Annotated in this window: 10 protein-coding genes; 6 read left to right on the top strand and 4 right to left on the bottom strand. The window is 67.5% G+C overall.

The window, feature by feature from the left end; translation table 11 throughout:
• The first annotated feature begins 44 nt into the window (after nt 1-44).
• From EI169_RS08435 to EI169_RS08420, 4 genes are all read left to right on the top strand, one after another.
• Entirely contained in the window at nt 45-488 is a 444-nt protein-coding gene (locus tag EI169_RS08435; protein ID WP_125131930.1) for a hotdog domain-containing protein, read from the top strand.
• A gap of 67 nt (nt 489-555) precedes the next feature.
• Nucleotides 556-2,280 (top strand): helix-turn-helix domain-containing protein, encoded by a 1,725-nt coding sequence (locus EI169_RS08430; protein WP_125131929.1) that lies wholly within the window; start codon nt 556-558, stop codon nt 2,278-2,280.
• Between the two features lie 85 nt (nt 2,281-2,365).
• The gene (locus EI169_RS08425) at nt 2,366-3,118 is read left to right on the top strand and encodes an enoyl-CoA hydratase/isomerase family protein (protein WP_125133389.1); all 753 of its coding nucleotides are present in this window, start codon (nt 2,366-2,368) and stop codon (nt 3,116-3,118) included.
• The gene (locus EI169_RS08420) at nt 3,115-3,963 is read left to right on the top strand and encodes a 3-hydroxyacyl-CoA dehydrogenase family protein (protein WP_125131928.1); all 849 of its coding nucleotides are present in this window, start codon (nt 3,115-3,117) and stop codon (nt 3,961-3,963) included. Before EI169_RS08425 ends, EI169_RS08420 begins: the two co-directional genes overlap by 4 nt.
• A gap of 173 nt (nt 3,964-4,136) precedes the next feature.
• On the opposite strand, the gene EI169_RS08415 is transcribed toward EI169_RS08420, so the two are convergent.
• Nucleotides 4,137-5,195, bottom strand: coding sequence for an alcohol dehydrogenase (locus EI169_RS08415; protein ID WP_125131927.1), 1,059 nt, complete (start codon nt 5,193-5,195; stop codon nt 4,137-4,139).
• Nucleotides 5,196-5,505: 310 nt separating this feature from the next.
• Between EI169_RS08415 and EI169_RS08410 the strand changes: the two genes are divergently transcribed.
• Nucleotides 5,506-7,248 (top strand): helix-turn-helix domain-containing protein, encoded by a 1,743-nt coding sequence (locus EI169_RS08410; RefSeq protein ID WP_125131926.1) that lies wholly within the window; start codon nt 5,506-5,508, stop codon nt 7,246-7,248.
• Nucleotides 7,249-7,463: 215 nt separating this feature from the next.
• On the opposite strand, the gene EI169_RS16575 is transcribed toward EI169_RS08410, so the two are convergent.
• Nucleotides 7,464-7,601, bottom strand: coding sequence for a hypothetical protein (locus EI169_RS16575; protein WP_164515467.1), 138 nt, complete (start codon nt 7,599-7,601; stop codon nt 7,464-7,466).
• A 291-nt stretch (nt 7,602-7,892) separates the two neighbouring features.
• Here EI169_RS16575 and EI169_RS08405 point away from each other — a divergent pair, with 291 nt between their 5' ends.
• Nucleotides 7,893-8,177: an antibiotic biosynthesis monooxygenase family protein gene (locus tag EI169_RS08405; protein WP_164515466.1), complete on the top strand. Its 285-nt coding sequence runs from the start codon at nt 7,893-7,895 to the stop codon at nt 8,175-8,177.
• 167 nt (nt 8,178-8,344) lie between these two features.
• Here the strand turns inward: EI169_RS08405 and EI169_RS08400 are convergent, their stop codons facing one another.
• Nucleotides 8,345-9,187: an alpha/beta hydrolase gene (locus tag EI169_RS08400; protein WP_240640371.1), complete on the bottom strand. Its 843-nt coding sequence runs from the start codon at nt 9,185-9,187 to the stop codon at nt 8,345-8,347.
• A 110-nt stretch (nt 9,188-9,297) separates the two neighbouring features.
• Complete coding sequence (locus EI169_RS08395; RefSeq protein WP_125131924.1) at nt 9,298-10,920, bottom strand: NAD(P)/FAD-dependent oxidoreductase; 1,623 nt, start codon at nt 10,918-10,920, stop codon at nt 9,298-9,300.
• Nucleotides 10,921-11,192: the final 272 nt, after the last annotated feature.

The raw sequence follows: 11,192 nt of genomic DNA, 5'->3' as shown, positions 1-11,192 counted from the left end.
GCCGGGCACGAGTCCCGGCCCACGATTGTGCTTGTGAGTACTCCATGTCAGACGACATCACCTTCCGATCACGCCGATGGGTCCGCCCCGAGGACCTGAACGCACACGGCACTCTGTTCGGCGGCAGCCTGCTGCGCTGGATCGACGAAGAAGCGGCGATCTATGCCATCATCCAGCTCGGCAACCCGCGCGCGGTCACCAAGTACATCTCGGAGATCGACTTCGTCAGTTCCGCGCAGCAGGGCGACCTCATCGAGATGGGGTTGCGTGCCATCGCATTCGGTCGCACCTCGCTCACCATGCGCGCCGAGGTGCGGAACATGATCACCCGCGACCGCATCCTCGCGATCGAGAAGATCGTCTTCGTCGGCCTCGACGACCACGGTCACCCCGTCCCACACGGCTACACCGACATTACCTACGAACGAGACCGCCTTCCCCATCACCGCGTACCGATGCATCAAGCGCATCAATCTACCGCAGACTAGGTATTGGCGAGTCCCAATAGTGGGCGGATACTGGAGACACCACTTGCAGTGACGCGAGGTTCCGGTCATGTCCATCGACACCTACTCGGCCGCGAGCGTGCGGCGGGCCCGTGAGCAGCTTCTCGAGGCCGGCGTCGGCGCCGACGGCTTGGCGCCGCGCACGCTGGACGTCCCACCCGAGATCGAGCGCAGCTGGCGCCGCTCGTTCACCGCACCCGGCGGGTACGATCCGACCGCGACACCCGCTTACCACCCCTTCTCCGGGCATGCGGGGCGCCTCCGGGACACCGCGCAGGTCGTGCTCGCGCGGTGGGCGGAATCGCTCACGGACATGCGCGTGGCGCTGCTGGTCAGCGACCGGTCTGGGCGTGTGATCGCTCGCAACGTCGGTGACCCCAGTCACGCACGCCGCCTCGATAAGGTCTCCGCCGCCGAAGGCTTCGACTTCTCGGAGTCAGCGCTGGGCACCAACGGACTTGGCACGGCGATGGAGGAGAAGTCGGCGGTGTTCGTGCGCGGAGCGGAGCACGTCAACGACCGGCTGCAGGCTCTGGCCTGCGCCGGTGCCCCGATCTACGACCCGCTCTCGCACCGCGTCGTCGGTTCCGTCGCCCTCGCCGCCCCGGCTGCCGCATCGCACCCGACCATGCTGGCTATCGCGAAACAGGCCGCCCTGGACGTGCGGGGTGCGCTGCTGAACACCGTCCCGCCGGAGTTGCAGGCGCTGCTGGCACGATTCGCGGACGGCACCGCCCGGCATCCTGTGCTGGCCGTCGGCCGAGGGGGTGTTCTCGCATCGACGGGTGCGCTGCCCCTGCTCTCGGAGGAACGATACGTGACGCTGTGGGACGAGCTGCAGGCGCACAACTGGCAGGACGATGTCACGTCCGTCATGCTCGCGGGCCAGCTGAGCACCGCCCGCCGCATCAGCGCCCGCGGCGGTGAACGCGTATACCTCGTCGAACTGCCAGGGGATCACGCAGCACCGGCCGGGCGCGCTGAGCAGACCGGGCTTTCCAGCCTTACCGCGCACCTGGAAGCGCTCGGACGACGCACCGGCATTGTCGGGATTCATGGCCCTCGTGACAGTGGCAAGACCCTTCTCGCCCAGATATGGCTGCGCGATCGCGACCGACGCGACCCGATCCTCCTCGAGGCCCTCGCGCTGCGTGGCACCGGGGCGATCCGGTCGGCGGCCCAGGCGCTGAGCAGCGGGATGTCGGTGATCATCCGCGGCGCCGAAATGCTGAGTGGCAGCGACATGTTGTCCTTGCAGCAGCTGATCTCTGCGGCAGATCCCATCCGTTCCGCCCGATTGGTGTTCTGCGTCTGCGACGCCGTTCCAGGGACCGCGGTCGGTGATCTGCTCGGCCGCGAGGTTCCCCGCGTCGATCTGCCCCCGCTACACGATGACCCAGACCGCGTGGTCGGCCTGGCGCGACGACTGGCCGAAGAGCACTCGGCGAGTCTGAGTCCAGCGCTCGTTCAAGCACTGGCCCGGTGGGACTGGCCCGGGGGTGTCCCGGAGTTGCGGGGGCTGATCTCGACGCTGGCGGCGCATCACGCTGCCGGTTCGATGCTCGACGCGGACCTTCTGCCCGCGGAGATGCGCACCCGTGCCCGCCAGCTGCGAGGACTTGCCGCATCCGAGTACCGCGCGATAGACACCGCCCTTCGGGAAGCCGGCGGCAACCGGTCCAAGGCCGCAGAGATCCTCGGGATCGGGCGCACCACGCTATACCGGAAGCTGCGGATGTACGGGTTCGACGCGCAGAGCACCTTGACGCCGTAACGACGCAGATTGATATCACTGACGCATGGGACGCGGGCTCATCGGGTATTGGACGTGTATTGATCCGCGATGGGAGCCTGGAGCAGTGACCACCCTGATACTCCACGAGAGTGCGGATCGACTGCGCGTCGAGCTGCACCGCCCCGAGGTGCGCAACGCCATCAACGAAGAGATGGTCGACGAGCTTCACACGGTCTGTGCGCGTCTGGAACGGGAACCCCGCATTCTGATCCTCACCGGATCCGCAACCCCCGAGCGGGGCGTCTTCGCCGCCGGGGCCGACATCAGGCAGCTTCTCGAACGCGGACGCGACGAGGCGCTGACGGGGATCAATTCCGGGCTGTTCGCCCGCATCGCGCGCCTGCCGATGCCGGTGATCGCCGCGGTGGACGGCTTCGCGATCGGCGGGGGAGCCGAGCTCGCCTACGCGGCAGACATCCGCATCGCGTCGACCCGGGTCGTGTTCGGCAATCCGGAGACGGCCATCGGCATCCTCGCCGCGGCGGGGGCGACGTGGCGGCTCGCCGAACTGGTCGGTGAACCGCTGGCCAAGGAGATCCTCTTCACCGGCCGCCGGTTGAATGCCGAAGAGGCGCTACGGTGCGGCCTGGTCGCTGCCGTCCACGAACCCGAACAGCTGCTGGCGGCAGCCGATGCTCTCGCCGACCGCATCGCCGCGCAGGACCCGCTGGCCATCCGCATCACCAAGCGCGTGCTCGCCGCCCCGCGGGATGCGCACCCTCTTGTCGACGAGCTCGCGCAGGCCATCCTCTTCGAGTCAGAGGCGAAGACGCAGCTCATGACCCGATTCCTTGACCGCCCCCAGGAGACCCGATGAACACCGTTCCTCCCACGGTCGGCGTGATCGGCGGCGGCCGCATGGGCGCTGGCATCGCTCAGGTGTTCGCCCAGGCGGGCGCGCAGGTCACAGTGATCGAGCGTGACCAGGCGTCGGCGCAGTCGGCCCGCGCACGGCTGGCGGATGGGCTCCGGAAGGCCGCTGAGAGGGATGCCTCGGTGGACGCGGATGCCGTGACAGGATGGATCGACGTCAGTGTCGACTTCCAGGCGCTTCAGAATGCGGACCTCGTGGTCGAAGCCGTGCCCGAGGTCTTCCGTCTCAAGGTCGAAGCGCTGCAGACAGCGGAGCGGGTCGTGAGCGAGTCCGCATGGCTGGCCACGAACACGTCATCGCTGTCGGTGACGGGCCTCGGCGGGCAGCTTGCCCGTCCAGGACAACTGTGCGGGCTGCACTTCTTCAATCCCGTGCCCCCTTCGGCGCTTGTCGAGATCGTGCTGACGCCGTCGACAGACCCGGACCTTCGGCGGCAAGCCGGACAGTGGGTGACCGCGCTCGGAAAGACCCCGATCGTCGTCAACGATGCGCCCGGTTTCGCGAGCTCGCGACTGGGCGTGGCGATCGCGCTGGAGGCGATGCGCATGGTCGAGGAGGGCGTGGCGAGCGCAGAGGACATCGACAAGGCGATGGTCCTCGGATACCGGCACGCCGCTGGGCCACTGCGCACGTCAGACCTGGTGGGACTGGACGTTCGTCTGGGGATCGCGGAATACCTTCACGAGACCCTGGGCGAGCGATTCGCGCCCCCGCGGATCCTCCGCGACAAGGTCGCCGCAGGGGAACTGGGGCGCAAGACCGGACGCGGCTTCTTCGACTACGCGTAGGTGGGTGATCGATCCGGACGCATCCTGGGCGAACCGTGGGCCCGCCTCACGCGCCGTCCTCGGAGAGCTCGTCGTCAGAGTCGCAGCAACGTCGGGCCTGCTCGTCCCTCGCAAGAGGCGCAGCATGTGGTGCGGCATCACGAGGATCTCGCCGGGCGGTTGCCGGCGGCGGTTCAGGCGCTGAGGACGATACGGCCGGGCACGCCCCCAGCGGCGAGGCGGTCCAGCGACTCCTGAACCGACGAAGCTGTGAACTGACCGTCGATGATCGGGATGTGCGGGAGCGCACCGCGCCGTGCCAGCTCGACGAGTTCCTCGAGTTCTCCGAGGGAACCGACGAAGCTTCCCTGGATGGTGATGATCTTCAGGGTGAGCAGCGCGGTGGGAACCACGAGCTCGCCGCCGAACAACCCGACCTGCACCATCGTTCCTCCCTTGCGCAGCGCCGCGAACGCGGCCGGAGCGGTGGAAGAGTTGTTGACGAAGTCGACGATCGCCGCGACCGGGCCGCCTGCGCCGGAGACGAGGGCGGCGCCCAGATCGTCCTGGGCGGCCGAGATCGTGGTGGTCGCCCCGAGCTGTCGCGCCAGTTCCAGGTTTCGTTCCTGCACGTCCACGGCGATGACGGCTTCATGGCCGAGGGCGCGCAGTGTCGCGATCGCCATCAGCCCGACCCCGCCGACCCCGATGACCACGATAGGGTCGGATGCCGTGGCCGGAAGCGCCTTGCGCGCCGCGCTGTATGCGGTCAGGCCGGAGCAGGCGAGCGTGGCCGCCCACCGTTCGTCGAGTCCCGCGACGTCCAAGAGGTAGCGGGGGTGCGGGACAAGGATGTATTCGGCGTAGCCGCCATGACGGGCCACCCCCAGGTTGCGCGGGGACGGGCAGAGGTTCTCGTGACCGGCACGGCACGCGTCGCAGGTCCCATCGCCGATCCACGGGTAGACGAGGCGATGATCGCCAACAGTGACACCGTCCGCCTCATCACCGAATGCCTCGACCACGCCGACGACTTCGTGGCCGAGCACGAGCGGGTAGGTCACGCCCCGGTCGATCAGATTCAGACGTCCCCGGCTGCCGAGGTCGTAGTAGCCCTCACGCAGGTGCGTGTCGGTGTGGCACACCCCGGAGCGGACCACTCGCAGCAGCACCTCGGTGCCTGTGGGTGCCGGGGTGGGCAGCTCCACGTCGGTGACGGTGTGATCGTCTTGGAAGATCGCGAACGCGTGCATGGTTGTCCTCGTCGTTGATGTACGCCCAGTGGACTCCAGGCTTTCACCACGCGGTGATTCTCTCCAATACCAAATGACAGAGGGATTGATACTCATGGGGTCATGGAAGCAGACGTCACCTCGGGCCCCTGATCGTGGCCATCGTGGGCATGGTCGAGAGGGCGGTTGATGCGTGATTCGCAATAGTGGGGTCTTGGTCTGGTATCGCCACGGGCATGTTTCCGTCCTCCAGTCGGCGTAGAGTCAAGCATCCGGCAGAGGTGACGGAGGCAGCGAGGGCGCTGCGAAGGTGGGTCCCCTTGGGTGGGTTGTGACCGTGGATGCCAGTTCAGGTAGCGTGGCCCGGGCGCGCGAGCACTTCTTTGAGTCGTCCGGCCGCATCACTCTTGGTGTGCGCCAGGAGATCCAGATGTCTTGGTTGCGTTCCCGGGCGTGGGGGGTGGAGCCGAGCGCCGGCGGACGCTTCGTCGGGTTCGAGGGTTCGCGGTCCCGGCTCATGCGGGCAGCGGGACGCGTGTTGGATGCGGTCATGGAGGATCTCGGAGAGCTCGACGTCAGCGTGATCCTGGCGGATAGTGATGCTCGGGTCATCGATCGCCGGACCGGCGACAGGCGTTTGACGCGCCTGCTGGATCGGGTCGACATGGCGCCCGGGTTCGTGTTCTCCGAGGAGGTCTGCGGCACCAACGGGCTGGGCACGCCGATCGAGACTGGGCAGCTTGTGAAGGTCGGTGGTCACGAGCACTTCATCGATGGTTTCGTCGAGTTCAGCTGCATCGGGGCGCCAATCACGGACGGCGTCTCGAAGCGGGTCGTCGGTGTCATTGATGTGACCACGTCGGCGGATTCCGGTGGCGAGGCGGCCGGGGGGCTGCTGGCGCGGCAGCTTGCGAAGGCGATCGAGGCCGAACTGCGCCGCCAGCGCTTCCGCGGCGAGCACCGATTGCTCGATCACTATCTCGAGGAGACGTCTCGAACCCGAGGGGCGGTCGTGGCGATCGGCGAACGGCTCGTGATCTCAAACGCTGCCGCCGCCCAGCTGCTGTGGTCCTCGGATCTCAAACGTCTTCGCGACCGTGCGCTCTGGGCCACGTCTCAAGCGCGCTCGGCCGAAGCAGACGGCGCCGATGCGGGTATCACCAGCACGTCCTACGCCGATGTCGACGGCCACACCGTGGGCGCCGTCTTCAGGATGGCGGCGACCGAACGACACGTGGCCAGTCGTGTTCCTCACGGCACCGATCACGCCCTCCCGGCGAGCGATGTCGGGCTGGTAGGTGCGCATCAAGATTTCCTCGCCGCCTATCAGATGACGGCGACGGCATCGCCGCAGGTCGTGACAGCGCTGGTCGGTGAGCCTGGCAGCGGGAAGCATGCGCTCGCGCTGGCGGGAGCGCACGCGGCCGGAATGCAGGCGACAACCATCGACTGCGCCGTCGAGGAGGCGCGGCACCTGCAGGCGGAGCTGAAGAACCGAACCGACCTCTCGGAGGCCGTGATCTTCCGCCATGTCAATTCCCCCGGCGCCGCGTCCGCGCCGTCGTATGCCGCGGTGGTGCGTGATGCCGTGGAGTCGGGTAAGCGAGTGTTCCTGACCTTCGCCACCGAGCCGGGCTGGGGCCCCGGACTGCTCCCGGACGTGGACGTGGTCACCGTCCCCGTGCCGGCGCTGCGCGAGCGCGCAAGCGATATCCCGGTATTGGCCCGTCACCTCGCGGCCGGGCGTGACATCACCGACGCCGCCGTGCGCGTGCTGCAACGCGCCCTGTGGCCAGGGAATATCCGTGAACTCGAACAGATCGTCTCCGCCATGACACGAGACAACCCCGGTGACTCACCGCTGGACGTGGAGCATATCCCCGTGGGGTTGCGGCGCTTCATCCCGCACCGGCCGTTGACTCGCCTGGAGCGGGCGGAGCTCATGGCGATCTTGGATGCGCTCGCCGCGACCGGCTCGAAGAAGGCCGCTGCCCGTGACTTGGGGTTGTCCCGCTCCACGCTCTACCGGCGCCTGCTTCAGTACGGCGTCGATCTCGATGTCCGGCAGCTGTGAAGGTGCGGTACGGATCAAGGAAGGTGTGCGCTACGGACCGAGTTGACAGCCATAGGTCCGGGGGACTCGCCGCCGACAAGCAGTTGTCTGCGCGGGAAGGGGGTGGGGCGCGGGGAGCCCGCCCAAGTGCTCGCCCGCTGCGAGTGCGCGTCGGGGCCGTCCACAGTGCGCTCCTGCAGGAAAGCGTTGCCGCTGACCATGTCGGCCCGCGCCCGTCAGGCTGCTGCGACGACGCGCAGCGTGGTGGCCATGGCGCCAGGAGACTTCATCTGCGCGATCGACGACGGCGAGGATGCATACTTCGCATCCAGTTCGGCGTCGATCCTGGGCTGTGCGGGGTCCTCCTCAAGCACGGGCTGCAAGAGACGACCGCCTCCGAGGGAAGTTCCAGCGCTGCGGCGCGGTTTCGTTCGGCGATCGCACCATCGCCCAGCGCGAAGGCCACTTCGCGGCCCGACATTGCCTGCCGGTACCACACCACGATCCTGGCCCGTATACGAATGCGTAGTTGCCCGGATGAGGACGTCTTGTCCGTTGGCGCGTTCAACCGGTTACGGAATCAGGACACCGGGGCGGATTGTCTTGGGCACACGAGGCGACGCGCGGAGTCTAGGTTGAAACCAAGCGGTTCTAAGGAGACGTCCGTGGCTGTTGTCGCTTTGCTGGATCTTCGGATCAAACCGGAGTCGGTTCCCGGCGCCAGGGAGTTCGTCGAGGATGTCTTGGTGGCTACCCGGGCGTTTCCAGGGTGTTTAGGCGTCGACGTACTCGTCGACGTCAGTGACAGCGCGCATCTTCTGCTGCTTGAGCGGTGGTCGTCGTTGGATGCCGATCAAGCGTACCGGGAGTGGCGGGCTACCGCGGAGGGTGCGTCTGGCCTGACGGCCATCGCCTCGGCTTCTGTCCTGACGCGCTTCGTCCAGGCCTAGGGCCAGCATCGTCCTGACACCGTGGCCTGGCAGCCCGCGTGGGTTCCTCACGGCGCCGACCCCACCGTCCAAGTGCTCGCCCTGCGTGAGCACGTCGGGGCCGTCCATGGCTGTGGCTCGTGCAGGGCGGCGGTGCGTTGCGCGCCGCCCTGCACGACCTGGTGCTGTTACAGCCCGAGGTGTGGACGCAGCCAGGCGGCGGCTTTCGCGATTGCCGTGTCGGCTTCCGGTGCGCGACCTGCCAGGCTCGGATAGACGTGCTGCTGGCCCGGTTCGACTAGCAGCTCGACGTTCACGCCTGCGCCGCGCAGGTGGGCTGCGAGTCGGTCGGAGTCGCTGTACAGCGTCTCCGTGCCGCTGACGGCGATGAAGGTCGGCGGCGCCCCGGTGAAGTCCTGGTAGAGGGGGTTGACGAAGGGATCGGTCGGGCTGCCCGCGCCCTCCAGGAACAGGGCGATCATCGTCTCGAGCACTCCGCGTTTGACGAGCACATCGGTCTCGTCGTTGGTGTCCAGGGACTCGCCATTCAGCTCCATGTCGATCCACGGGGAGAACGCGATCGCAGCGGCCGGTTGCGGGTGGCCGTGGGTCAGGAGGCGCCGGCTCGTGGTGACCGCGAGGTTCCCGCCGGCCGAGTCGCCGCCGGCGGCGATGTGTCGCGGCTCGAACCCTTCCTGGTGCAGCCAGAGGTGCACGGCCTCGGTGTCGTCGAGCTGAGACGGATACTTGTGCTCCGGGGCGCGGCGGTAGTTCACCACGAGCGCTCTGATCCCGGCGGCTTTGGCCAGGTGCGCGGCGAGCTTGCGGTGGCTGTAGGACGATCCGGCGACGAAGCCGCCACCGTGGGTGTAGACGATCACCCGGTCGGCGGCAGCGTCGACCGGGTTGGCCCAGATCGCGGGAACGCCGCCGGCGCTGACTTCTTCGTAGGTGACGCCTGTGGGCTCGATGGCCGGGAGGTGCCATTCCTCGAAGAGGTCTTTGACGGTCGGGACGTCCATGTCGGCCATCCGCTGGAACCATTCGGCGTAGAGGTCGCGGAGGTACAGCGATTCGGTGCTTGTCATTTCGTTGTCTTCCCAGTTTTCGTTCGAGATGCGTGGTCGTGAGCCGGCGAGGCTCAGGAGATGGTGAATCCGGCGTAGTCGGCCTGGACGGAGGACTCCCATTCACCGAGGTAGCTGGTCAGCCCCCCGGTGTAGAGGAGCATCTGACGCTTCTTCCCGGGGATGTTGTCGCCCATGTACCAGGATTTGCCCTGCGGGAAGAGGCTCGCGTTGACGATGTCTTCCTCCAGTTGCCGCCATCGTTCGTCGGCCTCGTCGGTGGACTCGATGCGGCTGTGACCGCCTCGGGTCACATACTCGATGGCCTGCACGATTCGCTCGCCCTGCGCCTCCGCGCACGTGGGGCCGTTGCAGAACGCCGCGGGGCTGCCGGGGCCGTACGCGAACAGCAGGTTGGGGAAGCCCTTCGTGGTCACCCCGAGGTGGTTGGCGAAGCCGTCTTCCCACTTCTCCTTGAGGCTCTGGCCGCCCACGCCGCGGATGTCGATCGCCGTCAGCCCGCCGGTGACGCTGTCGAAGCCGGTGGCGAGCACGACGAGGTCGACCTCGTACTCGGCGTCGCTCGTACGGACACCCTTCGAGGTGATCTCGGCGATCGGGGTCTCGTACTGGTCGACCAGGTGCACGTTGTCTTGATTGAAGATGTCGAAGTACGTCTGCTCCAGCGACGGGCGCTTGACGCCGAAGGGATGGATCGGCTCTGTGGGCGCGAGCTTGGCGGCCACGATCGGATCCTTGACCCGGGCCCGCACTCTGTCGCGCCAGAAGGCGTAGGCGGTGTCGTTGGCCTTTGGGTCCACGAGGATGTCCTGGAAGGTGGCCAGCCAGAACCGGAATCCGCCGTGCTCCCAAAGTGCTTCGTAACGCTGGGTGCGGGTGTCGGGATCGAGATCGGCGGCGTTCTCCGGGATGAAGTCGTAGTCGAATCCCGCGAAGGTCGTCAGTCGGCGTGCGAGGCGCTCCCCGATGTCGACCTGCAGTTCGTCTTGTTCCGCATCGGTCAGCTGCTTCTGCTTCATCGGGAACGCCGTGTTGGGGGTGCGCTGGAACACGTACACCTCGGACGCGACCTTCGCCGCTTCCTGGGCCACTTGCACACCACTTGCGCCGGTGCCGATGACCGCGACCCGCAGCCCCGTCATGTCGATGTCGCCCTGCGGCCACCGGGCGGTGTGGTGGATGCCCGCCTCGCCCGTGAACGCGCCGTCGGCGATGCCGGGGTAGTCGGGGTAGTGGGGGCTGGAGCCGAATCCGGTGCAGGGCACCAGGAACCGCGCCCGGACGGTCGACCCGTCCTCGGCCTGCACCACCCAGCGGTGGTTGGTCTCATCGAAGACCGCGGAGACCACGCGGCGGTTGTACGAGATGCTGCGGTCCAGGTCGAGGGCGTCGACGACGTACCGGAAGTAGTCGCGCATCTCAGCCCAGCCGGGGAAGAGCTCGCGGTAGCGCCAGTTCTTCCACAGCTCCTTGTACGCGAACTGGTAGATCGCGCCCTCGCTGTCGACGCGGGCGCCGGGGTAGCAGTTCCAGTACCAGATGCCGCCCGGGCCTGCGCCGGCCTCCCAGAGCTGCACGTTGTAGCCGAGATCCCGGAGCCGGTCCAGCTGGTAGATGCCGGCGAAGCCGGCGCCGATGACCAGGACGTCCAGTTCGGCGGTGTGGGTGGTTGTCATGCCATCTCCCTTGATGTGAGTGCCTGCCCCGATGCAGGTCATCTCACCTTCCGACGCGACGCCGGACGGGCCATGTCCGGATCTGACACACCCGACCACGCGGAGTGCACCGGCGGCCCGGTCACCGCCAGCGCTGTCGCACCACGGCGCGCTGTCCGAACGGCTTACCTCGATGACACGGCTGTACCGGGCCGGACGCGGGGATCCCGAGCACCCGCGGGTTGCGGGCCGGTCGCTGGCGGGCCGGATACTGGTGTCCGGCGACGGCCGCC

Origin of the sequence: Microbacterium sp. 10M-3C3 (assembly GCF_003931875.1) — a bacterium.
GTDB lineage: Bacteria > Actinomycetota > Actinomycetes > Actinomycetales > Microbacteriaceae > Microbacterium.
This window is presented reverse-complemented; position numbering and strand designations above follow the sequence as displayed.

Excerpts from the sequence above, each read along its gene's own strand:
- EI169_RS08395 (WP_125131924.1), bottom strand. The coding sequence starts at position 10,920 with ATGACAACCACCCACACCGCCGAACTGGACGTCCTGGTCATCGGCGCC.
- EI169_RS08415 (WP_125131927.1), bottom strand. The coding sequence starts at position 5,195 with ATGCACGCGTTCGCGATCTTCCAAGACGATCACACCGTCACCGACGTG.
- EI169_RS08400 (WP_240640371.1), bottom strand. The coding sequence starts at position 9,187 with ATGGCCGACATGGACGTCCCGACCGTCAAAGACCTCTTCGAGGAATGG.
- EI169_RS08430 (WP_125131929.1), top strand. The coding sequence starts at position 556 with ATGTCCATCGACACCTACTCGGCCGCGAGCGTGCGGCGGGCCCGTGAG.
- EI169_RS08420 (WP_125131928.1), top strand. The coding sequence starts at position 3,115 with ATGAACACCGTTCCTCCCACGGTCGGCGTGATCGGCGGCGGCCGCATG.
- EI169_RS08435 (WP_125131930.1), top strand. The coding sequence starts at position 45 with ATGTCAGACGACATCACCTTCCGATCACGCCGATGGGTCCGCCCCGAG.